Genomic DNA, 23,369 nt, shown 5'->3' with positions numbered 1-23,369 from the left:
AGAGGCCTAAACCCCTTCCTCGTTGAACTTGCTTTCAACGAGCTCGGTGATCGCCACAATCGCGGCTTCAGCGTCAGCACCAGCGGCGGCGACCGTGATCGTCGTGCCCGGTCCGGCCGCGAGCATCATCAGGCCCATGATCGAGGTGCCGCCGACGGTCTCGCCGCCGCGCGTCACCCACACCTGCGCGTTGAAGCGCTCGACCGCCTGGACGAATTTCGCCGAGGCCCGCGCATGCAGGCCGCGCTTGTTGATGATCAGGAGTTCTTTGGAGATCGCGCCCGCGGGCACGCCAGTCCCGGCTTGTGGCGCGTCGTCGCTCATTTGCCGGCGAGCACCCGGCTGGCAATGGTGACATATTTGCGACCGGCTTCCTGGGCCATCGCGATCGCGTCGGGCAGGGGACGCTCCTCGCGAACCTTGGCGAGCTTCACCAGCATGGGCAGGTTGATGCCCGCGAGCACTTCGACCTTCGGCCGGCTCATGCAGGAAATCGCGAGGTTCGACGGCGTTCCGCCGAACATGTCGGTGAGGATCGCAACGCCGTCGCCGGAATCGACGCGGTTAACCGCCTCGATGATGTCGCTTCGGCAGAGATCGGAATCGTCTTCGGCACCGATCGTAATCGCTTCGATTTGCTTTTGTGGGCCCATGACATGCTCAAGCGCTGCCTTGAATTCGTCGGCAAGGCGCCCGTGGGTCACAAGTACTAGACCAATCATCGGAAAACTCCCGCGGGCGCTTTTGGTGCACCGCACGAACGCGCCACTTTGACCATCCAGAGCCCCCGCGCAAGGGGGGATGTTGCGTATCTCCCTGAATCTAGACGGATGGATAAGGGGAGCTGCGCCGGTCTATTCGGTCGCGAGTGTGGGGTTCATATGGTTACCATTTCCCTTCAAACAATCGCCTCAAGGGTTAGGCGGAGGTTAACTCTTGGTAGTGGTCAAGGCTGCGACAACCAAGGGGAGGGGTGAATCGCCGCGCCTGACCGGGATTCGCGGTATTTCAACACCGAAAATGGTGGTTTTCAGCAATTCGGGCGGCGGCAGCCGTTCGGCGTCGTCGGCGTCCAGATCGACCACGAGGCCGACTGTCGCATGCTCCACGAAGTCGCAGCCGCGGAGTCCCAGCCCGCGAATCTCGATCAGCCCGGCCAGGAGGGGCGCGGGGCGGACCGTAATTTCATTGCCGACTGTCGCCAGATGGACACGGTCGTCCCCGACCAGGATGGCGCTGTCGACCACACCTGAGCGCCCCGCCATGATCAAATCGAAGGCAAGGCGCGACTTGCCGGCGCCCGATGGCCCGCGGATCAGCACCGCCAGGGGGCCGACCTTGACCGCGGAGGCGTGAACGCTCGGCTCGCCGTCGTTCAAGCTGCCTTGGCTCATAGCGCCGGCAGCCTCACCACGAAGCGTGCGCCGGCAACCGTCGGCGCGCCATCTTCGTCAGTGGGACCGGCGCGATTCTCCGCCCAGATGCGCCCGCCATGGGCGTCGACGATCTGCTTGGAGATCGACAGGCCGAGGCCGGAGTTCTGGCCAAAGCCCTGATGCGGCCGGTCGGTGTAGAAGCGCTCGAAGATGCGCTCCAGCGCGTCGTCGCGAATGCCGGGGCCGTCGTCGTCGACCACGATCTCGATCTCGCCGCGGACACGGCGGCAGGTCAGGCGCACCTTGCTGCCGGCCTCCGAGAAGGACTGCGCGTTGGAGAGGAGGTTGGAGACCACCTGCCCGAGCCGCGAATCATGGCCCGTGACCGCGAAATTGTCGGTCGGGCTGCGGCCCTCGAAGCGCGCCTCGACCGCGACGTCGTGGCCGAGCTTGGTTTCATTGGCAACGGCAACCAGCGTGCCCAGGAGCCGCTTGAGATCGACCGGGATCGCATCCTGCCGCTGCAATTCGGCATCGAGCCGGCTCGCATCGGAGATGTCCGAGATCAGGCGGTCGAGGCGCTTGACGTCATGCTCGATCACCTCGAGCAGGCGGGCGCGGCTGTTCTCGTTGCGCGCCAGCGGCATCGTCTCGACCGCGGACCGCAGCGAGGTCAGCGGGTTCTTCAGCTCGTGGGCGACGTCGGCGGCGAACATCTCGATCGCCTCGATCCGCTTGTAAAGCGCGTTGGTCATATCGCGCAGCGCGCCGGAGAGGTGACCGATCTCGTCGCGGCGGCGGGTGAAGTCGGGGATCTCGACGCGGGTCTTGATGCGGCGGCGGACCCGCTCGGCGCTGTCGGCGAGCCGGCGCACGGGGCCTGCGATCGTGCTCGCGAGCAGCAGCGACAGCATGATCATGACGGCGGCTGCGACGCCGCCGACTTTCAGAATTGCGAGGCGCTCGGCCGTGACCATTTGATCGATTTCGTCGCCCTGCGTCGACAGCATCAGCGCGCCACGGATGGCGCGTGAGCGCTGCACCGGGACCGCAACCGAGACAATCACCTCGCCGCGCGCATTGACACGCACCATCGAGCGCTTCTGGCCCTGGAGCGCATCGGCGACTTCAACATAGCCATTGCCGTTCTCGCGTCCGAGTTCGCGATAGAGCGGCAGGTCGCCGCGATTCAGCCAGGTGCGGGTCGCGACCATGGCGCGCTCGACCAGTCCGGGCTTCTCGGACGGTGGCGGCAGCGGAAAGGCCCTGAGAACGTCGAGGTCACGGCTATCGAGCAACACCGAGCCGTTGGGATCGAAAATCCGCGCGCGGGTCTTGGTCGGCGAGATCAGCGTGCGCAACACCGGCGCAACGCGCTCGGGATTGATCGGAAAATCCAGCGAATCGTCGGGCCCGCCATAGCTCTCACCCAATTTCAGGTCGAGCAGCCGCTCGGGATCGACGGTGATCGCGTTGGTCTGCACCGTCGCCGAGGCACTGATGGCGCCGGCGATGATTTCGGCCTGCACCAGCAGGCTCTGCGCGCGCGCATCGATCAGGCCGGCGCGGAACTGCGACAGATAGAGGATGCTCGCGACCAGGGCGACGAGGCCCGCGAGGTTGAGCGAGACGATGCGGCGGGTGAGGCTCGAGAACGACAGCGCGAAGAAGAACTGGCCGGCGCGCTTGAGCCAGTTCAGCGGTCCCCAGCCTCGCGCGGCCGGTCTGTCCTCATGCTCCGAGGCGCCGTGGGCGGTAACGTCCTCGGCGTTCGAACTCGGATCAGGCTGCGTTCGGTCAAGCAATGCTCACGCCCGCGTTAGGACAGCTCGTGCGACGGTCCCCGCATCCTAGAGCATGATCCGGAAAAGTGTGCAGCGGTTTTCCGAAAGATCATGCTCAAACGATAACCTGAAGCGCGATGGCGCTTCAGGGCATGCCCGGTTCTGATGGAATCAGAACCGGCGCAGCCCTCAACTGTCGTGAAAGCGCGTGCGCCTCAGGCTTCCTTGAAGCGGTAGCCGACGCCGTAGAGCGTCTCGATCATCTCGAAATCGTTGTCGACCACCTTGAACTTCTTGCGCAGCCGCTTGATGTGGCTGTCGATGGTGCGGTCGTCGACATAGACCTGGTCGTCATAGGCGGCGTCCATCAGCGCGTTGCGGCTCTTGACCACGCCGGGTCGGGTCGCCAGCGCCTGCAGGATCAGGAATTCGGTGACCGTCAGCGTCACCGGCTCGTTCTTCCAGGTGCAGGTATGACGTTCCGGGTCCATGCGCAGCAGGCCGCGGTCGAGCGCCTTGGCATCGTTCTCCTTGGGCGCGACCGTCGGATCCTTCGGGGCCGAGCGACGCAGCACCGCCTTGACGCGTTCCACCAGCAGGCGCTGCGAGAACGGTTTGCGGATGAAATCGTCGGCGCCCATCTTGAGGCCGAACAGCTCGTCGATCTCCTCATCCTTGGAGGTCAGGAAGATCACCGGCAGGTCGGACTTCTGCCTGAGACGGCGCAGCGTCTCCATGCCGTCCATGCGCGGCATCTTGATATCGAGGATGGCGAGATCGGGCTGGGTGGTGCGGAATCCGTCAAGCGCTGATGCACCGTCGGTGTACGTCATGATGCGATAGCCTTCGGCTTCCAGCGCGATCGAGACGGATGTGAGAATGTTGCGGTCGTCGTCGACCAAAGCGATTGTGGGCATGAGCCTCTGCTTTCTGCTTTCCGTTTGGGTCGTGGCTTAAACGGCGAGCAATCCAGTGATGCGCCGCATACATGGGTGCCGAATTGGCATTCGAACCTTGTCACCGAGCAATGCAAGCTGGGCTGAAGTGTGACCAAGTTCCACGAAACACGGCAGATTCGCCGCGTTTCGACCCATAACCAGACCTTCGTTTACCCGAAAAAAGGCCTGCCTTGCAACCACCTGAGCCGAGAAACCCCATGCAACCGACCCCCGATTTCGCTCCCCAGACGCTCGCCAAATCGCTGCTCAGGCGGTCGCGGCAGGGGGCGCTCGCGACGCTTATGCCGGGCAGCGGCGATCCCTACTGTTCCCTGGTCAATCTGGCCAGCCATCCCGACGGCTCGCCGATCCTGCTGATCTCCCGATTGGCGGTTCATACCAGGAACATCCTCGCAGACAACCGGGTCTCCCTGATGCTGGACGAGCGCGTCGCGGGCGATCCGCTGGAAGGCGCCCGGATCATGCTGTCCGGCCGGGCCGAACAGGCCGAGGACGAGAGGGATCTGCTCCAGCGGCGGTATCTCAATGCCCATCCGACGGCGGAAGCCTTTGTCTCATTTAGGGATTTTTCGTTCTTCCGGATCCGCCCCACCGGAACCCATCTGGTCGCAGGCTTTGGCCGAATCGTTGATCTGAAGCCGGAGCAGTTCCTCACGGACCTCGTCGGCGCCGAGGGTCTGCTGGCGGCGGAGGAGGGGGCGGTCGAGCACATGAATGCCGATCATCGCGACGCCATGGGCCTTTACGCAACACGGCTGCTCGGCGCGGCCGCGGGCGACTGGCGCTGCACCGGCTGTGACCCCGAAGGCCTCGACATGCAGGACGGCCAGACCGCGCTGCGGCTGGATTTTCCGGAGCGGGCCACTGATGGCGCGGCATTACGCAAGATGCTGGTCCGCCTCGCTGGCGAGGCGCGCGCGAAGGCGGGCTGAACGCGACAATTTGAACGCTGCTGCCCATCGCTGCGACCCAAGACCGTATGGTCTCAAGGCGCGCAGCGAGAGGGTTCATGACACGCCGTCGTTTGGCGCTGGTCGCCGCTTTGGCGCTCGCGATCACTGCATCGCCGGCCACGCCCAGCCTTGCCCAGAAGGGCAATCTCGCGACGGAGAGCGCCAGGATCAACGAACTCACCAAGGCCGGCAGATATTCCGAAGCGCTTCCCCTGGCGCAGGCGATGGTTGCGAGCGTGGAGAAGAGTGACAACGGTCGCGAACTTGCGGCCGCCTTGAACAATCTCGGTCAGGTCCATGCCGGTCAGGGCAGGGACGACCTCGCCGAGCCGCTCTACAAGCGTTCGATCGCACTGATGGAGAAGTCGCTCGGTCTGGACAACGCACTGGTCGCGGCCGAACTGACCAATCTCGCCGCGCTGTATCAGCGACAGAGCCGCTTTGCCGAGGCCGAGCCGCTGTTCAAGCGCGCGCTGGCCGTCCGGGAGAAGAGCCTGTCACGCGAGCATCCCGATGTCGGCCAAGCCCTCAACAATCTGGCCACGCTCTATGTCAGGCAGCAGCGCCAGGCCGAAGCCGAGCCGCTGTTTCAGCGCGCGCTCGCGATCTACCAGAAGGCCGCCGGGCCCGAGCATCCAGCGGTCGCCACGGTCCTGAACAACATTGGCCAGGTCGATCGCGATCTCGGCCGCGACGCCGATGCCGAAGCGCCGATCAAGCGCTCGCTTGCGATCCGCAAAAAAGTGCTGGGGCCCGATCATCCCGACGTCGCGCGGTCCCTCAACAATCTCGCCGGCCTCTACGAGCACCAGCAGCGCTATGCCGATGCCGAGCCGCTGTACCGCCGCGCGCTCGCCATCCGCGAGCATGCGCTTGGGCCGGATCATCCTGACGTCGCGACATCCACCAGCAATCTCGCTTATTTCCTCTTTGTGTCCGGGCGAACCGCGGACGCATTGCCGCTCGCGGAAAAGACGCTCGCGAACGATCGCGCGCAGCTGCGCGTGGTGCTGCCGATCCTGTTCGCGGCGCGACAGCAATCGCTGCTGCCGCAAGACAAGGCGCTGGACGAGGCGCTCGCCGCGATCCAGCGCGGCACGCAATCCTCCGCCGCATCGGCCGTGAACAAGCTCGCGGTGCGGCTCGCCGCCGGCAGCGACCGTCTCGCCGAGCTGGTGCGCAAGGACCAGGATCTCGGAGCTGAATCCGAGGCGCTGGACAAGGCGATCATCGCGGCCGTGTCGAAGCCGTCGGCGCAGCGCGACGTCGTCTCCGAGCAACGCAGCCGCGCGCGGATCGCAGCCATCGCAAGCGAGCGCGCCGGCCTGCAGAAGACGCTCGGCATTGAATTCCCCGACTATGCCTCGCTCTCCAACCCGCTGCCGTTGACGGTCAGGGACGGCCAGCCGCTGCTGTCGGCCGATGAGGTGATGGTGCTCTATTCGGTCGTCGACAACCGGAGCTATGTCATCGCCATCACGCGCGAGGGTGCCGACTGGAAGGAGATCCCGCTTGGCGCAGACGCGCTGGCGCAGAAGGTCACGTCTTTCCGCCGGGGTCTCGATGTCGGCAAGGCGCGCGACGGCTCCGGCAAATCGGGCTTGTTCGACCTCGCGCTCGCCAACGAGCTCTATGTCACGCTGCTCGGCCCGGTCGAGGCGTTAACCAGGGACAAGCGCAGCCTGCTCACGGTGCCGTCGGGCGCACTCACCGCGCTGCCGTTTCATCTGCTCGTCACGGAGCCACCGCAAGCTGCGATCCCGGAGACGCTCGAAGGTTATCGCAGCGCCGCCTGGCTGCTGCGGCGTCAGGCTGTCTCGGTGCTGCCATCGGTGGTCAGCCTGAAATCGCTGCGCGCCGTTGCGCGCAAGGATCTGGGCGTCAAGCCGATGACCGGCTTCGGCGATCCCGTGTTCAATCCGGCCGAAGGTGGGGCCGGCGAACGTCGCGCTGCGAGCGGCAAGGTTGCCGCGCGCAGCATCGCGACCATCGCTTACACCGACTTCTGGCGCGGCGCGGGCGTCGATCGCGCGCGGCTTGCGCAAGCGTTGCCGCAACTGCCTGATACTGCAGACGAGCTCAACGCCGTAGCGAAGGATGTCGGTGCGACTGATGCCGACATTCATCTTGGCCGCGATGCCAGCGAAGCGACGCTCAAGCGTGCACCGCTTGCTCAATACAGCATCATCTACTTTGCGACCCATGGCCTCGTCGCCGGCGACATCAAGGGTGTGGGCGAGCCATCGCTTGCTCTGTCGATTCCCGACCAGCCGTCGGAGCTCGACGATGGTCTGCTTACGGCGAGCGAAGTTGCACAGCTCAAGCTCAATGCGGATTGGGTCGTGCTGTCGGCCTGCAACACGATCGCGGGCGACAAGCCGGGAGCCGAGGCCCTGTCAGGACTGGCGCGCGCTTTCTTCTATGCCGGCGCTCGTGCGCTCTTGGTCTCGCATTGGGCAGTGGATTCAGAGGCTGCTACCCGCTTGACCACTTCGACTTTCGATCTGCTCAAAAACGAACCAAGAATCGGCAGGGCCGAAGCGCTGCGGCGCGCGATGTTGGCGTACGTTGATGACGCCTCGTCGCCCCGCAATGCCTATCCTGCGATGTGGGGGCCGTTCGCGCTCATTGGCGAAGGTGCGGTACGATAGACCGTCGCCCGATTGTGCGTCGCAAAACACCGGATAACGCCGAAACACGCGTTTGGTTGCGCGATCATCCGTGATTTTCGCATGAGCGTGCTCAGGGCAGTCATGCGCGACGTTTGGCGCGGTCCTTGAATAAACCAAATCCTGCGGGATCAGCTTGGCAACGTCCGCGTTCATCAGTATTAGGTCGTCCAACCGAGGCCGACGGCCTATAATTCACGGTGACTGCGATGGCGCCAAGGTTAGGTCGCGCTATGTGTCGCGGGTTCTAGGAGGACTTTTCGTGCAAGAGACGGGCGTGCGCAACGGTGCCTTTGGTGCCGACAAATTCGGCTTAAAGAATCTCAAGCAGGTTCACTGGAACCTGGGCGCACCGCAGCTGTATCAATACTCGCTCTCCGCGGGCGAGGCGGTGCTGTCCGCCGACGGTTCGCTCTGTGCCGACACCGGCGAATTCACGGGCCGCAGCCCGAAGGACAAGTTCACGGTGCGTGACGCGACCACTGACAAGAAGATGTGGTGGGCCGGCAACCAGTCGATCACCGCGGAGCAGTTCGAGACGCTCTATCAGGACTTCCTCAAGCACGCCGAAGGCAAGAGCCTGTTCGCGCAGGACCTCTATGGCGGTGCCGATCCGGCCTACCGGATCAAGACCCGCGTCTTTACCGAGCTCGCCTGGCACTCGCTGTTCATCCGCACGCTCTTGATCCGCCCCGAGGCGGTCGAGCTGTCGAGCTTCACGCCCGAGCTCACCATCATCGATATGCCGAGCTTCCGCGCCGATCCGAAGCGCCATGGCTGCAAGTCGGAGAACGTCGTCGCGATCGACTTCGCCCGCAAGATCGTGCTGATCGGCGGCTCATACTATGCCGGCGAAATGAAGAAGTCGGTTTTCACCACGCTGAACTATTATCTGCCCGAGCGCGGCGTGATGCCGATGCACTGCTCGGCCAATGTCGGCGCCCAGGGCGATTCCGCGATCTTCTTCGGCCTGTCCGGCACCGGCAAGACCACGCTATCGGCCGATCCCAACCGCACGCTGATCGGTGACGACGAGCATGGCTGGGGCCCGAACGGCGTCTTCAACTTCGAAGGCGGCTGCTACGCCAAGTGCATCAAGCTCTCGCAGGAAGCCGAACCCGAGATCTATGCTGCCTCGACGCGCTTCGGCGCGGTGCTCGAGAACTGCGTGCTCGACGAGGACACCCGAATCGTCGATTTCGACGACGGCTCCAAGACCGAGAACACGCGCTCGGCCTATCCGCTCGACTTCATCCCGAACGCCTCGCGCACCGGCCGCGCGCCGCAGCCGAAGAACGTGGTGATGCTCGCCGCCGACGCCTTCGGCGTGCTGCCGCCGATCGCAAAACTGTCGCCGGCGCAGGCGATGTACCACTTCCTCTCCGGCTACACCGCCAAGGTCGCCGGCACCGAACGTGGTCTCGGCAACGAGCCGCAGCCGGAATTCTCCACCTGCTTCGGCTCGCCCTTCCTGCCGCTCGACCCCAGCGTCTACGGCAACATGCTGCGTGACCTGATCGCCCGGCACAATGTCGACTGCTGGCTGGTCAACACCGGCTGGACCGGCGGCAAGTACGGCACCGGTTCGCGCATGCCGATCAAGGTGACGCGCGCGCTGCTGACCGCCGCGCTCGACGGCTCGCTTCGCAACGTCGAATTCCGCACCGACAAATATTTCGGCTTCGCGGTCCCGACCGCGCTGCCGGGCGTGCCGAGCGAGATCCTCAATCCGGTCAATACCTGGAAGGACAAGGACGAGTTCGACAAGACGGCGCGTGCGCTGGTCGGCATGTTCCAGAAGAACTTTGCCAAGTTCGAAGCCCAGGTCGACGCCGAGGTGCGTGCGGCTGCGCCGGACGTGAAACTCGCGGCGGAGTGAAGCTTCCGCTGCATCGAATGAGAAAGGGCGGCCCGTGAGGCCGCCCTTTTTGTTTTCCGCGACATCTCTCCACCGTCATTGCGAGCGCAGCGAAGCAATCCAGAATCCGTCTGCGGAGACAGTCTGGATTGCTTCGCTGCGCTCGCAATGACGAGCCTGCGGATGCAGTCAGGCCTTGAAATACGCAATCTGCGTCGTGGTCGCGAGCAGCCGTCCGTTCGGCGACCACAGCTCGGCGTTCTGGTCCGCGTAGCTCTTGTGCATGATCTTCGAATCGGCCGTCGCGAGCACGCGGGTGATGTCTTCGGCCGCGAGCTCTTCTGTGTCGGTGTGGAAATACGTCGTCAGCGACACCGTGCCGAACGGCACCAGCTCGCGGCGGACATGGAAGATGCGGCCGAAGAAAGCGTCCGACATCGACATCAGCGACGGCATGTCGAGCTTGCGCGGCTCGCGATCGCTGATCCAGATCTTTGAATAGGTGCTGGCGAGCTCGGCCTGCGGCGGGCCGAGCCGCATCTCGCCCTCGACGAAGCGGAATTCGTACTGGTTGGCCCAGGATGCCTTGATATTTGGGAACGGCAGCGTTTGTTCGAACGGCTTTGTCTCAGGATATTGCGCTACCCGGTGTTCCCAGGACGGCCGGCGCTCGGCGAAGACGGCGGTCGCGAGCGTCGCGACCTCGCCGCCGCCCTGCGACAGTTCGACGCTCCAGTGCTGGCTGGAGCGGTTGGCCTTCACCAGCCGCAGGTCGAGATCGAACGGGCCCTTGGTGATCGGCGCGCAGTAATTGACGGTCAGTGCCAGCGGATCGCCGGCGCGTTGCGGATGTTCGATCAGCGCACGCAAAATGGTCGCGGCGGTGGCGCCACCGAACGGGCCGACAAAGGCCCAATAGTCGTCGCTGGTGTGGCCTTGCCAGCTCGAGTCACCGGCGGTGATACGGGTAGCGTCGTCGAACGGGTGCGGGAGCTTGGCGTGCATTCCTGGTCCTCGGTGTCTCCCCACCGTCATTGCGAGCGCAGCGACGCAATCCAGACCGATGGCGCTTGGGGATGACGACAGTCATATCATCATCCGCCCTGCGAGATGCAATAACCTCGCAGGTAACGCCGATTTCACGCTGCGGAAAAATCAGCTAGCTGCGTCGCGCAAATCCTCTGCCGCCTGGAATGGCGGTGTGACCGGATTGACCGGCACGTTCCAGATTTCCTCGGCATATTCGCGGATGGTGCGGTCGGAGGAGAACCACGCCATGCGCGCGACGTTGAGGATGGAGGCGCGGGTCCAGGCCGGCGCCACCTGCCAGCGCGCGTCGACCGCACGCTGCGTCTCGTAATAGGAATCGAAATCGGCGCTGACCATGTAATGGTCGAGATAGCGCAGCGCATGCGCGATGGATTCGAACCGACCGGGATCGCCGGGCGAGAATTCGCCGGTGCCGATGGCGTTGATGGCACGCTTGAGCTTTGGCGAGTTGCGGATCACGTCGGAGGCGTCCAGCCCCTGCTTGCGCCGGATCATCACGTCGCCGGCTTCCATGCCGAAGATTGCGATGTTCTCCACGCCGACCTGGTCGCGGATCTCGATATTGGCGCCGTCGAGCGTGCCGATGGTGATGGCGCCGTTGAGTGCCAGCTTCATGTTGCCAGTGCCGGAAGCTTCCATGCCGGCGGTCGAGATCTGCTCGGACAGGTCGGCCGCAGGAATGATCACTTCGGCGAGGCTGACATTGTAGTCGGGCAGGAAGACGACCTTCAGCTTGCCGCCGATGGCGGGATCGTTGTTGACGACCTCGGCGACGTCGTTGATGAGCTTGATGATCAGTTTTGCGTATTTGTAGCTCGCCGCCGCCTTGCCGGCGAAGATCTTGACCCGCGGCACCCAATTGCCGTTGGGATCGTCCTTGATCGATTGATACAGCGCAACAGTCTCGATGACGTTGAGCAGCTGGCGCTTGTATTCGTGGATGCGCTTGATCTGCACGTCGAACAGTGCAGTCGGGTCGACCTTGATGCCGAGCCGCTCGCCGATCAGGCGCGCTAATGCGGTCTTGTTGTGGAGCTTGACGGCGCGGAATTTCTTCTGGAATTCGACGTCGCTGGCGCGCGCCTCGATCAGCGAGAGCTGGGTCGGGTCGTCGAGCACGGCCTCGCCGCAGGTCTCGCGCAGCAGGTCGGTCAGCTTCGGGTTCGCCAGCATCAGCCAGCGGCGGAAGGTGATGCCGTTGGTCTTGTTGGTGATGCGGCCGGGATAGAGATGGTTGAGATCGTGGAACACCGTCTCGCGCATCAAATCCGAATGCATCGCCGAGACGCCGTTGATGCGATGCGAGCCGACGAAGGCGAGCTGGCCCATGCGCACGCGGCGGCCGCTCTTTTCGTCGATCAGCGAGACCGAGGCGCGGAAGTCGATGTCGCCGGGGGCGCGTGCTTCGGCCAGCGCGAGGTGCTGCACGTTGATGCGATAGATGATCTCGAGATGGCGCGGCAGCAGCTTCTCGAACAGCTCGACCGGCCAGGTCTCCAGCGCTTCCGGCAGCAGCGTGTGATTGGTGTAGGAGAGAGTGGCGACCGTGATCTTCCAGGCCTCGTCCCAGCGGAAATTGTGGAGGTCGACCAGGATGCGCATCAACTCGGTGACGGCGAGGCTCGGATGCGTGTCGTTGAGCTGCACCGCGACCTTGGACGACAGGCTGCGCAGCTGGCCGTCGGAGGCGAGATGCCGCTTGATGAGATCCTGCAGCGAGGCCGAAACGAAGAAATATTCCTGACGCAGCCGCAGTTCGCGGCCCGCCGGGCTCTCGTCGTTCGGATAGAGGAATTTGCAGATCGCTTCCGCGCGCGACTGCTCGGCGCTGGCGCTGACATAGTCGCCCTTGTTGAAAGCGTCGAGCTTGAGCGGATCGGGCGAGCGCGCCGACCACAGCCGCAGTGCGTTGACGTGCTGGCCGCGCCAGCCGACGATCGGCGTGTCATAGGCGATCGCCTGCACCGTCTCGCTCGCGTGCCAGATCGCGCGGTCGCGGCCCTTGTCGTCGACATGCTCGACGTCGCCGCCGAAATTGATGTCGTAGATCACTTCCGGCCGCTGCAATTCCCAGGGGTTGCCGAAGCCGAGCCATTCGTCCGGATATTCCTGTTGCCAGCCTTGATTGATGATCTGGCGGAACAGGCCGTAATCGTAGCGGATGCCGTAGCCGATTGCGGGAATCGACAGCGTCGCCATGCTCTCCATGAAGCAGGCGGCGAGACGGCCGAGGCCGCCATTGCCGAGGGCGGCGTCCGGCTCGCATTTGCGCAACTCAGGTAGCGACACGCCGAGATCGCCCAGCGCGACCTCGAAGATCTTCAAGAGGCCCATATTGTTGAGCGCATCGGTGAAGAGGCGGCCGATCAGGAATTCGAGCGAGAGATAATAGACCCGCTTGCGGCCTGCGTCGTAGCTGCGCTTCTCGGCCGTGAGCCAGCGATGCACGATACGGTCGCGCAATGCGAGCGCCGCGGCCTGGTACCAGTCGTGCTTGGTCGCCATGCCCGCATCCTTGCCGATGGCAAGGCGCAGCTTCGCCAGGATCGCGCCCTTGATCTCCGACAACGCGAGTTCGTCGATGGGCTGACTGGGGGCGGGGAAATTTGGCTGGAACGATTGATCTTGCAAGGCCGTCACTTCCTGGTCGCGAGAACACCACTGAACCCTACGCGTCTTGCCCCTGCACCGGAACCATCCCTGGCGCGGCCGTGCACTGCGCTGGCGCAAAATTATGCAAGTAACGGGCCGGTTTGGGAACCCGGGGCACCACGGAGGAACGCCGATTTGGTGCTACATTGACCACAGATTCAGCCATCACTGTGGAGGAGACGCCCCATGAGACTGCTGATCGAAATCGCCGCTGCAGCGCTTCTTGTCATCTGCATCGCCACCTCGAGCGCCGCCTTCGCCGCCGGCAAACGCAGCGCCGACGGCCTCAGCTGCGGCTTTGCCGTCCCGCAAAACGCCACGCCCGCCGCGCGCTGCGCCGCCATCAAGCGTCAATGCGGAGGGAAGTTTTATGCGAGCGCGTGCGGGGATCGGTTGATGTCGGCGGCGAATTGATGCGCGCGCACGAGCTCTCTCCAACGTCGTACTGGCGAAATTTATGACGGATCACTTTCGACGATATTTATTCCTTCGTCACTGAGCGCACGCATGACCGCTTCGATGTCTTCGGGCGTCACGTTGTTCGATGGCAACAAGTCGTTGAGCTGATCGAATGTGATGAAACCTGTCGGGCGGCCTAGCTCCAGTGCCATTCGGATTGCATCCTGCAGTCTCACGTGTCGGCCCTCCAACAAACCCTTCTACTAGGAGGGAAGACTCTCGACCTTGATCGCCAATCTCCAGAACAAATTAAGAACACTTTAGCAAGTCTTTGATATATCATTGTGATTCGGCGCATTGCCGACACAATATCTAGCGTCTGACAGCCGTCGCGAGGACTACATGTCCACCATTGCCTTCGATCAATTTGCCCTCACCCGGATCGCCGATTTCGCGCGGTCGCTGTCGCGGCTGCACCAGGCAGCGAGGCGCTATGCCGTCGACGACGACCAGTTCGACCGCGAGTTCAACGCGGTGTGCCAGTCGATCTGGGGCTACACCATCGACGACATCAGCGACGATCTGTTCGCAGCCGAAGATCATCACTTCCTCGACACGCTGGACGAAGCGCATGCGCGCATCTTCGCAGCGGAGCAGGGCTATGACCTCATCAGCGAGACCGGCATGCTGACGGACTGGTGGGGCTTCTGCTGGATGATCCTGGCCGAGAAGCGCGGCCTGCTGACGGCTGAAAACCGCGCTGCCGCGCGTGCCGCGATCGAGGAGAAATATCTGGCGGCGCCGAATGTGATCGGGGTGATTATCGGGAGATAGCGCAGCGACGGCGGAGTTTAGAGCTGCGCCTAATCCAGTCCCGCGCGCTTCTCCGATCTCGCTGGCGACTTCGGCACGGTGACATCGGGCAGCGTCTCACGCACGATCTCGGCTGCGGGCGCATCTGCCGCCACCGTCTCCGCCCGCACCGGGGCGACCTTCATCTCGCCGAGCCGGGCGCGGACCTGTGCGGTAAGGCCGGGATAGGAGGCGACCGGGGTGAACTCCGCCGTCTGCTCCATGCCGAGGCGGACACCGGTATAGGCGACCAGGCCGTCGGTGGTCGCGATGACGTCGCCGGCTTTCAGTGAGGAATCCAGCGTCAAATCGACCGGGGCGAGCCCGGCCGGCTCGCGGCCGTTGCAGGTGCAGTCCGCGCGTAGCGCCTTGCGATAGGCGAACGCGTTCTCGCTGTCGGCATAGCGCTCGCCGGTCTGGCTATAGGCCCCGTCGATCGAGGAGCCGAAAAACACCTTTGTCGTGCTGGCAGGACAGAAGGCCTGACACATCTGCGCCGGCGAGGTGAGGCCGCGCATCAGCGGAAAATATTTGCCGTCGCAGCTGCGCACGCAGAAGGCTGGGCCCGAGCCGCCGGCGGCTGCCGAGCGGGTCGGCGGCACATATTGCGGCTGGGCGGCAGGATTCTGCTGACTGGCGAAGGGATCGACGAAGGAGTTCGACTGCTGCGGCACGTCGCGCTGCGGGCGTTGCGGGGCTCCGCCGAAGAAGAAGTCGAACAGGCCTTCGGCCGAAACCGGGGCAGGAGCCGCAAGCAGCGGTGCTGCAACGAGGGTGGCGGCCACCAGCATCGCGCGACGCCGCCGGCGCGCATGGGACAACTCTGTACGCAACGCTCACTCCACCCGACGCTACCGAACCTGCAGAGACCCTCGCGGGTCTCAGCGGATGATTCACCATAGAGTGGGATGGTAAATGAGGGGTTGAGGGTGGCGCGCCGCGCCGTTAAGCCTTCAAAAATTCCGACGCCTTGTACAGCGAGCGGAACGGCAGTCCGGCCGCACCAAAGGTGTCGGTGGCGCCTTCCTCGCGGTCGACCATGGTCAGCACCAGCACCACTTCGGCGCCGGTCTCGCGCACGGATTCCACAGCCTTCATCGCCGAGCCGCCGGTCGTGGTGACGTCCTCGACGATCACGACGCGCTTGCCATCGAGCGTCTCGCCCCTTGGCAAACCTTCGATCGCGAGCTTGGCGCCATGCTCTTTCGGCTTCTTGCGCACGAAGAAGGCCGCGATCGGATGGCCCTTGATCCAGGAGATCTGCGCCAGTGCACCGGCCAGCGGCACCGCGCCCATCTCGAGTCCGCCGATGAAATCGAGATTGTCGTCCTTCAGCGTCTCATAGGTCAGCTCGGCGAGCAGCGTCGCGCCCTCGGGGTCGAGCATGGTCGGTTTGAGGTTGAAATAGAAATCGCTCTTGCGGCCCGACGCGAGCGTCACCTCGCCGCGGCCGAAGGAGCGCCGGCGGATGATTTCGAACAGGCGGGCGCGAGAGGCTGATTTCGACACGGCGGTCCCTCGGGAGCGTTTTGAAGGTGGCGGAATTTATCCGCGACGGCGGTGACATTCCAGAGGGGGCGTCCCCCGTCAACAGGGATCGGCCATCCCGGTCCGCCGGTTGTGGGGGTGCAACTTTCTGGAGTAGGTGGATGCCCGAGATCTCGGCAGGGAAACTGGGCAGGGAAACTGGGCAAGGGAATTGGGCAAGGAAACCGGCAAATGACCATCGAGCTGCACACCTGGAACACGCCGAACGGCCGCAAAATCTCGGTCGCGCTGGAGGAAATGGGGCTGCCTTACCAGGTGATCCCGGTGAATATCAGCAAGGGCGAGCAGATGGCGCCGGAGTTCCTCAAGCTATCCCCCAACAACAAGATCCCCGCAATCGTCGACCCCGAAGGACCGGACGGCAAGCCGGTCAGCATTTTCGAGTCCGGTGCGATCCTGCTGTATCTCGGCGAAAAGACCGGCAAATTCCTGCCGAAATCGCTCAGCGGCCGCATCCCCGTCTACGAATGGCTGATGTGGCAGATGGGCGGCTTCGGGCCGATGCCGGGCCAGGTGCATCATTTCATCGCGCTGGAGAACGAGCAGGACCGCGCCTACGGCTTGAAGCGCTACATGGCCGAGACCCGCCGGCTCTACGGCGTGCTGGACCGCCGCCTCGACGGGCGCGACTTCGTCGCCGGCGATCTCTCGGTCGCCGATTTCGCCATTTTGGGCTGGGCCTGGCGCCATCCGCGCCACAAGGTCGAGCTCGCTGACTTCCCCAACGTCAAGCGCTGGTACGACGCGCTGATGGCCCGCCCGGCCGTGAAGCGGGGGATGGACGCGAAGCTGGATTGAGCTCACCTTCCCCTGGAGGGAGGAGGGTGCAGAAGGCCTCACACCTTCCGGGCCTCGACCGCCATCCTGACCGCAAGCCCGGCGAGCACCGTGCCCATCAGCCAGCGCTGCACCAGCGTCCAGCTCGGTCGGCTCGCCAGGAACAGCGCGATTGATCCGGCCGCGAGCGCGATGATCGCATTCACGCTGACACTGATCGCGGTCTGGATCGCGCCGAGCACGAGCGACTGCGTCAGCACGCTGCCCGCGGCGGGATCGATGAACTGTGGCAGCAGCGCCAGATACAGCATCGCGATCTTCGGATTGAGCAGATTGGTGACGAGCCCCATCGCAAACAGTTTGCGCGGGCTGTCGATTGCGAGCTGCTTCACCTGGAACGGCGACCGCCCGCCCGGCTTCACCGCCTGCCAGGCAAGCCAGAACAAATAGCCGGCGCCGGCGAAGCGCAGCGCGTCATAGGCAAAGGGAATGGCGAGCAACAGCGCCGTGATGCCGAACGCCGCGCACAGCACGTAGAACACGAAGCCCAATGCGACGCCGCCGAGCGAGACGATGCCAGCCGCCGGCCCCTGCGTGATCGAGCGCGAGATCAGATAGATCATGTTCGGCCCGGGCGTGAGCACGAGACCGAGGCAGACGAGGGCGAAGCCGAGCAGGGCGGAGGTGTGGGGCATGGGTGAACCTGGTGCGGGAGATACGCCGGTTCTATTATGCGCGGCCCAGCGGTGCCACGACGCAATTGCACGGAGGACAATTCAATTCGATCGCCCCGTCGTGAGGGCAAACCAAATGGCTATCGCGACCAAAGCCAGAGCGAAAACGCGACGCACGGTCTTGCGGTTGTTTGCGACGTCGATGGTCGATTGCAGCGAGCCCGCCAGCGCGACGATTATCGCATGGATCAAGGTTGCGATCGCGACATAGACGATGCTGAGAAGCAGGGTCTGCCTGATGACCGATCCTGCTTCCGCGCGCACGAACTCCGGCAGCACCGCCACGTAGAAGACGGCTGCCTTGGGATTCAGCAGATTGGTGATCAGTCCCCGCCGGAACGCCGGCCATGGCTGCGCATCGCCGTCGCGTGCCTTATCGGGCGCGACGTCCTCCTTGCCCGACCATGCCTCCCAGGCGAGCCACAGCAGATAAGCGACACCGCCCCAGCGCAACAAGCCGTACAGCAGCGGCGAATGATCGATCGCGGCAGCGAGGCCGAATGCCGCGACGACGCCATAGGTCATGAGCCCAAGCGCAATGCCGGCCACTGCAGCAAAGCCCGTACGCATGCCGCTGGAGAGCGACAGCGCCGCGAGATAAGTCATGTTCGGACCGGGTGTAATCTCGATCACGAGCGCGGTCAGCGCGAAGGCAAGCAGCGGAGTGAGATCATTCACGCGGGTTCGCCCCTGTGCCTCGCCCGGTGGCGGGCGCGCTGATGGATCAGTGCGCCTCGTCCCAATTCTTCGCCGCACGCGCGTCGACATGCAGCGGCACCGAAAGCAGCACGGCCGGGAACGGCGCGTCCTGCATCACGTGCTGCACGACCGGAAGTGTCGCCTCGACCTCGGCGTCCGGCACCTCGAAGATCAGTTCGTCATGCACCTGGAGCAGCATCTGCGCCGAGAGTTTCTTCTCGGCCAATGCGTCCTCCGCGCGCGTCATCGCGCGGCGGATGATGTCGGCGGCAGTGCCCTGAAGTCGCGCGTTGATCGCGGCGCGCTCGTTGAAGGCGCGCACCGAGGCGTTGGAGGCCTTGATGTCGGGATAGTGGCACTTGCGGCCGAACAGCGTGGTGACGTAGCCGTGGCCGCGGCAGAAGTCGCGCGTCTCGTCCATATAAGCGCGGATGCCGGGGAAGCGCTCGAAATATTTCTTGATGTAGGCCGATGCTTCTTCGCGGGCGATGCCGAGCTGGTTGGCGAGGCCGAACGCCGAGATGCCGTAGATGATGCCGAAATTGATCGCCTTGGCGCGGCGGCGGATCTCGCTCGGCATGCCCTTGATCGGCACGCCGAACATTTCCGATGCCGTCATCGCGTGAATGTCGAGCCCATCGCGAAACGCCTGCTTCAGCACGGGGATGTCGGCGATCTCCGCCAGCAGCCGCAGCTCGATCTGCGAATAGTCGGCGGAGACCAGCTTGTGGCCGGGCGCCGCGATGAACGCGCGGCGAATCTTGCGGCCGTCCTCGGTGCGGACCGGGATGTTCTGCAAGTTCGGCTCGTTCGACGACAGCCGGCCTGTCGTGGTCGCGGCCAGCGCGTAGGTCGTATGCACGCGATGGGTCTGCGGATTGACGTAGGTCGGCAGCGCGTCGGTGTAGGTTGATTTCAGTTTCGAGACCTGGCGCCACTCCAGAATCTTCCGCGGAAAATCGTGGCCCTGCTCGGCGAGCTCATCCAGCACCTGCGCGGTGGTGGACCACGCGCCGGTTTTGGTTTTGGTGCCGCCTGATAGTCCCATCTTGCCGAACAGGATGTCGCCGATCTGCTTGGGGCTGCCGACATTGACGGGCTCGCCCGCGATCTCCTGGATCTCGGCTTCGACCCGCGCGGCGGTCTGGGCGAAGTCGCCGGAGAGACGCGAGAGCACCTGGCGGTCGATCGAGATGCCGCGTCGCTCCATGCGCGCGAGCACGGAGACCAGCGGCCGCTCCAGCGTCTCGTACACGGTCGCCATGTGCTCGGCGACGAGGCGCGGCTTCAGCACGCGCCAGACGCGCAGCGCCATGTCGGCGCCTTCGGCCGACAACGGCGCGGCCTTGTCGATCGGCACCTGGTCGAAGGTGATCTTGCCCTTGCCGCTGCCGAGCAGCTCGCTCTCCTTCAGCATGGCGTGGCCGAACCAGCGCTCGGACAGCGAATCCAGCTCATGCGAGCCGCGGCCGGCGTCGAGCACGTAGGAGATCAGTTTCGCATCATCGGCGTTGCGCAAGGTGATGCCGTGCTGCGCCAACATCACGGCGGCGAATTTGACGTCGAAGCCGATCTTGAGGACGCCCGCGGCTTCCAGCACCGGCCTCAGCGCTTCGATCGCCTCGGTGTGCTTGACCTGGTCCGGCGCGAGGCCCGCGTCGAACAGGCCCGCCCCGCCGCCGGACTGCTTGTGCGCCAGCGGCACATAGCAGGCCTCGTTCGGTGCCAGCGCCAGCGCGACGCCGCACAGATCGGCCTGCATCGGGTCGATGGAGTTGGCCTTGATCTCGATCGCGACGTGACCGGCATCATGGATGCGCGCGATGAAGCCGTTCAGCTCGGCGATCGTCTTGATCGTCTGGTATTTTGCCCGGTCGACGGGAAGCTTGCGCAAGGCTTCCTCGCGCGCCGCTGCGAGCGAGATCGGCGCGCCCTTGATGCTCGCCGATTTGTCGCCCTTGTCGCCGCCCTTTACGACGGTCGCAGGAGTCGCGAAGAGATCGCCCGATGCCTCGGACGATCTTGCTTTTGCGCTGTCGCCGCCTCGCGCCCCGCTGCTGTTGCTCGCATCGGCATCGACATTGGCAGGATCGATCTGCGAATAGTCGGCGACACGGCGCGTCAGCGTGGTGAATTCCATCGCCTTCAGGAATGCGATCAGCTTGCGCGCATCGGGTTCGTGGACGGCGAGGTCATCCAGCGGTACCTCGAGATCAACCTTGTCGTCGAGCAGCACGAGCTGGCGCGAGACCCGCGCCTTCTCGGCATTCTCGATCAGCGCCTCGCGCCGCTTCGGCTGCTTGATCTCGGTGGCCCGGAACAGGAGTTGTTCAAGATCGCCATATTCGACGATCAGCTGGGCCGCAGTCTTGATGCCGATGCCGGGGACGCCGGGCACGTTGTCGGTGGAATCGCCAGCCAGCGCCTGGACCTCGACCACCTTCTCCGGCGGCACGCCGAACTTCTCGATCACCTCGGCAATGCCGATCCGCCGGTCCTTCATGGTGTCGTACATCGTAATCTTGTCGTTCACGAGCTGCATCAAATCCTTGTCGGAGGATACGATGGTCGTGTGGGCACCACGATCGGATGCCTGCCGCGCATAGGTCGCGATCAGGTCGTCGGCCTCGAAGCCGCCCTGTTCCAGGCAGGGCAGGTCGAAGGCGCGCACGGCCTCTCGGATCAGCGCGAATTGCGGGATCAGATCGTCGGGTGCCGGCGGCCGGTGCGCCTTGTATTCGGGGTAGATCTTGTTGCGGAACGTGACTTCCGACTTGTCGAACACGATGGCGAGATGTGTCGGCCGGTTGTCGGCGGGCATGTCGCGCAGCAGCTTCCACAGCATGTTGCAGAAGCCCAGCACGGCATTGACCTGCAAGCCGTCGGACTTGCGGTTGAGCGGCGGCAGCGCGTGATAGGCGCGGAAGATGTAGCCGGAACCGTCAACCAGGAAGATGTGATCGCCCTTGCCGGCCGCCTTCGCCGCGACCGGTTTGGCAGCAGCTGTCGCAGCGGCGGGTTTGGTTTCGGCTTTGGCGGAGGTCTTCGGGGATGTCTTGGGCATGGCCGCAATGTATGAATTTTTGCAGCAAAAGACAGCCTCGACGGATCGCTATTTTGCCGACTCGCACAGGCAAATGATGGCATCAGGACAGGCAGCCTTCGATGAAGCTTGCCACCGCGCGCACGGCGGGTGTGCGGCGCAGGTCGCGATGGAGAACCAGCCAAACCTCGCGTCCGACGGGCCGCCCGCCGACATCATGGCGTTCCAGCCGCGGGTCGGCCTCGCCGAGGAATTTTGGCAAGGCGGCCAGCCCAATTCCAGTCCTGGCCGCTGCGGCCTGGTTCTCCAGGTCGTTGGTGCGAAGCACGATCTCGCGCGTGCCGGCGAAGCGCATCAGCCATCGCTGCTGGGGAGCTTCATCCATGCTGGAATCGTAGGCGACGAAGGCAAAGGCATGCGGGGCCGTCGCGTTTAAATAGTCGGGCGAGGCGTAGAGGCCGAACTCGAAATAGCCGATCTTGCGAGCGATCAGGCCCGGCTCTGTCGGACGAGACAAGCGAAGCGCCAGATCGGCCTCACGGCGATTGAGCGAGGCCGTGCGCTTTTCACCGATCAGCTTGATCGTGATGCCGGGATGCTGTTGTCGCAATCGGATCAGCTTTGGCGCGATCAGGAGGTTGGCGAGCGAAGGTGGAGCGCTGATCGTGATCTCGCCGCCGAGCTCGGATTTCGAGGCCTGCGCGGCGCGTTCCACTGCAAACGCCGTCTCCGCCATCGGGGCGCCGATCTTGGCAATGCGCTTGCCGTCTTCCGTGAGCTCATAGCTGCGTGGCCTGCGGTCCACGAGCTTGAGCGACATGGATTCCTCCAGGGCGGCGACGCGGCGGGCCACGGTCACATGGTCGACGTTGAGGCTCCGTGCCGCGGCGGACAGGGTGCCCTCGCGTGCGAGCGCCAGGAAATGCTGCAGATCGGACCAGTCCATATGTGCAAAATCTCACAGCAGGATCTCGATATTGAGCAGTTTCGCAGATTTCCGGTCCAATCCATAGTTTCTTCCGTCGTCGACAGGAGGATTCGATATGACCGTGATCGTGAGATTGAAGGCGCCCGGTGGCGTAGAGCAGCTCGAACTGGCGCGCGTCGATCTGCAGCCGCCAGGCCGGGGCGAAATCCGGCTGCGGCAGACGGCGATCGGCGTCAACTCCATCGACATCTATCACCGCATGGGCCTTTACCCGCTTCCGCCGGAGCGGATTCCTGGCATCGAGGCGGTGGGCGTCGTTGCGGCGCTCGGCGCAGAGGTGACTGGCGTCGAGGTCGGGGACCGCATCGCCTATGCGGGCGCGCCGGTCGGCGCCTATGCGTCCGAACGCAACTTGCCGGCCTGGCGCTGTGTCAAACTTCCGGCCAGCCTGCCGGATGAGGCGGTCGCCGCGACGTTCGTCAAGGGTATTACGGCCGACATGCTGCTCAATCGTGTTTTCCCGGTTGGCCGTGGGACGACGGTTCTCGTCCATAGCGCCGCAGGAGGGCTCGGACAGCTTCTGACACGTTGGGCCAGCGCGGCCGGGGCGGCCGTGATCGGGACGGTCGGTTCGCCGGTGAAAGCCGAAATCGCCCGCGCTGCCGGTGCGTCTCACGTGATCGTCGGGCGGGACGCCGATTTCGCCGCAGCGATCGCCGATCTCACTGAGGGACGCGGCGTCGATGTCGCCTATGACGGCGTCGGCGCAGAGACGTTGCAGAAGACACTTGGCTGCGTGCGGCCATTCGGCGTCGTGGCGAGCATTGGCCAGTCGGCCGGGCCGATCCCGTCCGTCGATGTCAACGATCTCGGGCCGCGGCGCAGCCTGATGTTGGCGCGGCCGAGCGTCATGGCCCACATGAACGATGCCGATGCTTACAGCCGTTCTGCCGAGCGTGTGCTTGCCGCGATGACCGCCGGCGTCCTGCAGACGAGCGGGACAGCCTATAGTTTGCGGGAAGCAGCGCAGGCGCAGGCAGATCTCGAAGCGGGGCGCACGACGGGGGCTTTGTATCTGCGGCCCTGAG

20 protein-coding genes and 1 pseudogene are annotated in these 23,369 nt (G+C 64.3%); 7 read left to right on the top strand and 14 right to left on the bottom strand.

Going from position 1 to position 23,369, the window contains the following annotated elements; genetic code table 11:
- Positions 1 to 6 precede the first annotated feature (6 nt).
- The 5 genes and pseudogenes from K3F49_RS24275 to K3F49_RS24255 form a co-directional block, all read right to left on the bottom strand.
- Complete coding sequence (locus K3F49_RS24275; RefSeq protein ID WP_234683451.1) at positions 7 to 324, bottom strand: HPr family phosphocarrier protein; 318 nt, start codon at positions 322 to 324, stop codon at positions 7 to 9.
- The gene (locus tag K3F49_RS24270) at positions 321 to 722 is read right to left on the bottom strand and encodes a PTS sugar transporter subunit IIA (protein WP_007597752.1); all 402 of its coding nucleotides are present in this window, start codon (positions 720 to 722) and stop codon (positions 321 to 323) included. Before K3F49_RS24270 ends, K3F49_RS24275 begins: the two co-directional genes overlap by 4 nt.
- A gap of 189 nt (positions 723 to 911) precedes the next feature.
- A pseudogene (locus tag K3F49_RS24265) lies at positions 912 to 1,379 on the bottom strand (HPr kinase/phosphorylase).
- Positions 1,380 to 1,390: 11 nt separating this feature from the next.
- Positions 1,391 to 3,181, bottom strand: coding sequence for a sensor histidine kinase (locus tag K3F49_RS24260; protein WP_234683450.1), 1,791 nt, complete (start codon positions 3,179 to 3,181; stop codon positions 1,391 to 1,393).
- 194 nt (positions 3,182 to 3,375) lie between these two features.
- Entirely contained in the window at positions 3,376 to 4,077 is a 702-nt protein-coding gene (locus tag K3F49_RS24255; RefSeq protein ID WP_027535781.1) for a response regulator transcription factor, read from the bottom strand.
- A 239-nt stretch (positions 4,078 to 4,316) separates the two neighbouring features.
- Between K3F49_RS24255 and K3F49_RS24250 the strand changes: the two genes are divergently transcribed.
- The 3 genes from K3F49_RS24250 to K3F49_RS24240 all read left to right on the top strand — a co-directional run bounded on the left by K3F49_RS24250 (position 4,317) and on the right by K3F49_RS24240 (position 9,620).
- Positions 4,317 to 5,051 carry a HugZ family pyridoxamine 5'-phosphate oxidase gene (locus tag K3F49_RS24250; RefSeq protein ID WP_234683449.1) on the top strand — a complete coding sequence of 245 codons (735 nt, stop codon included), beginning with the start codon at positions 4,317 to 4,319 and terminating at the stop codon, positions 5,049 to 5,051.
- A gap of 77 nt (positions 5,052 to 5,128) precedes the next feature.
- Positions 5,129 to 7,723 carry a CHAT domain-containing tetratricopeptide repeat protein gene (locus K3F49_RS24245; protein WP_234683448.1) on the top strand — a complete coding sequence of 865 codons (2,595 nt, stop codon included), beginning with the start codon at positions 5,129 to 5,131 and terminating at the stop codon, positions 7,721 to 7,723.
- A gap of 280 nt (positions 7,724 to 8,003) precedes the next feature.
- Positions 8,004 to 9,620 (top strand): phosphoenolpyruvate carboxykinase, encoded by a 1,617-nt coding sequence (locus K3F49_RS24240; protein ID WP_234683447.1) that lies wholly within the window; start codon positions 8,004 to 8,006, stop codon positions 9,618 to 9,620.
- 168 nt (positions 9,621 to 9,788) lie between these two features.
- Here K3F49_RS24240 and K3F49_RS24235 read toward each other — a convergent pair whose 3' ends face one another.
- Complete coding sequence (locus K3F49_RS24235; RefSeq protein WP_234683446.1) at positions 9,789 to 10,604, bottom strand: acyl-CoA thioesterase; 816 nt, start codon at positions 10,602 to 10,604, stop codon at positions 9,789 to 9,791.
- A gap of 150 nt (positions 10,605 to 10,754) precedes the next feature.
- A complete protein-coding gene (locus K3F49_RS24230; RefSeq protein ID WP_234683445.1) occupies positions 10,755 to 13,280 on the bottom strand; it encodes a glycogen/starch/alpha-glucan phosphorylase in 2,526 nt (841 codons plus the stop codon).
- A 207-nt stretch (positions 13,281 to 13,487) separates the two neighbouring features.
- Here K3F49_RS24230 and K3F49_RS24225 point away from each other — a divergent pair, with 207 nt between their 5' ends.
- The gene (locus K3F49_RS24225; RefSeq protein WP_234683444.1) at positions 13,488 to 13,715 is read left to right on the top strand and encodes a hypothetical protein; all 228 of its coding nucleotides are present in this window, start codon (positions 13,488 to 13,490) and stop codon (positions 13,713 to 13,715) included.
- A gap of 41 nt (positions 13,716 to 13,756) precedes the next feature.
- Here K3F49_RS24225 and K3F49_RS24220 read toward each other — a convergent pair whose 3' ends face one another.
- Positions 13,757 to 13,912 (bottom strand): RNA polymerase sigma factor region1.1 domain-containing protein, encoded by a 156-nt coding sequence (locus K3F49_RS24220; RefSeq protein WP_234683443.1) that lies wholly within the window; start codon positions 13,910 to 13,912, stop codon positions 13,757 to 13,759.
- A 190-nt stretch (positions 13,913 to 14,102) separates the two neighbouring features.
- Here K3F49_RS24220 and K3F49_RS24215 point away from each other — a divergent pair, with 190 nt between their 5' ends.
- The gene (locus tag K3F49_RS24215; RefSeq protein ID WP_234683442.1) at positions 14,103 to 14,534 is read left to right on the top strand and encodes a hypothetical protein; all 432 of its coding nucleotides are present in this window, start codon (positions 14,103 to 14,105) and stop codon (positions 14,532 to 14,534) included.
- Between the two features lie 29 nt (positions 14,535 to 14,563).
- Here K3F49_RS24215 and K3F49_RS24210 read toward each other — a convergent pair whose 3' ends face one another.
- Both K3F49_RS24210 and pyrE read right to left on the bottom strand, forming a co-directional pair.
- Positions 14,564 to 15,343, bottom strand: a complete 780-nt coding sequence (locus tag K3F49_RS24210) for a DUF2865 domain-containing protein (RefSeq protein ID WP_234683476.1) — start codon at positions 15,341 to 15,343, stop codon at positions 14,564 to 14,566.
- Between the two features lie 154 nt (positions 15,344 to 15,497).
- Complete coding sequence (gene pyrE / locus K3F49_RS24205) at positions 15,498 to 16,061, bottom strand: orotate phosphoribosyltransferase (protein ID WP_234683441.1); 564 nt, start codon at positions 16,059 to 16,061, stop codon at positions 15,498 to 15,500.
- A 210-nt stretch (positions 16,062 to 16,271) separates the two neighbouring features.
- On the opposite strand from pyrE, the gene K3F49_RS24200 reads away from it, so the two are divergent.
- The gene (locus K3F49_RS24200; protein ID WP_234683440.1) at positions 16,272 to 16,898 is read left to right on the top strand and encodes a glutathione S-transferase family protein; all 627 of its coding nucleotides are present in this window, start codon (positions 16,272 to 16,274) and stop codon (positions 16,896 to 16,898) included.
- Between the two features lie 38 nt (positions 16,899 to 16,936).
- Here K3F49_RS24200 and K3F49_RS24195 read toward each other — a convergent pair whose 3' ends face one another.
- The 4 genes from K3F49_RS24195 to K3F49_RS24180 all read right to left on the bottom strand — a co-directional run bounded on the left by K3F49_RS24195 (position 16,937) and on the right by K3F49_RS24180 (position 22,299).
- The gene (locus K3F49_RS24195; protein WP_234683439.1) at positions 16,937 to 17,572 is read right to left on the bottom strand and encodes a LysE family translocator; all 636 of its coding nucleotides are present in this window, start codon (positions 17,570 to 17,572) and stop codon (positions 16,937 to 16,939) included.
- Between the two features lie 81 nt (positions 17,573 to 17,653).
- Positions 17,654 to 18,289 carry a LysE family translocator gene (locus K3F49_RS24190; RefSeq protein WP_234683438.1) on the bottom strand — a complete coding sequence of 212 codons (636 nt, stop codon included), beginning with the start codon at positions 18,287 to 18,289 and terminating at the stop codon, positions 17,654 to 17,656.
- A 46-nt stretch (positions 18,290 to 18,335) separates the two neighbouring features.
- Positions 18,336 to 21,374, bottom strand: coding sequence for a DNA polymerase I (gene polA, locus K3F49_RS24185; RefSeq protein ID WP_234683437.1), 3,039 nt, complete (start codon positions 21,372 to 21,374; stop codon positions 18,336 to 18,338).
- An 82-nt stretch (positions 21,375 to 21,456) separates the two neighbouring features.
- Positions 21,457 to 22,299, bottom strand: a complete 843-nt coding sequence (locus tag K3F49_RS24180) for a LysR family transcriptional regulator (RefSeq protein WP_234683436.1) — start codon at positions 22,297 to 22,299, stop codon at positions 21,457 to 21,459.
- Positions 22,300 to 22,396: 97 nt separating this feature from the next.
- Between K3F49_RS24180 and K3F49_RS24175 the strand changes: the two genes are divergently transcribed.
- Complete coding sequence (locus tag K3F49_RS24175) at positions 22,397 to 23,368, top strand: quinone oxidoreductase family protein (protein ID WP_234683435.1); 972 nt, start codon at positions 22,397 to 22,399, stop codon at positions 23,366 to 23,368.
- The last annotated feature ends 1 nt before the right edge of the window (position 23,369 follow it).

This window comes from Bradyrhizobium monzae, from assembly GCF_021458635.1.
Taxonomy (GTDB): domain Bacteria; phylum Pseudomonadota; class Alphaproteobacteria; order Rhizobiales; family Xanthobacteraceae; genus Bradyrhizobium.
The sequence above is the reverse complement of the archived record's forward strand: the minus strand, read 5'-3'. Positions and strand labels throughout refer to the sequence as shown.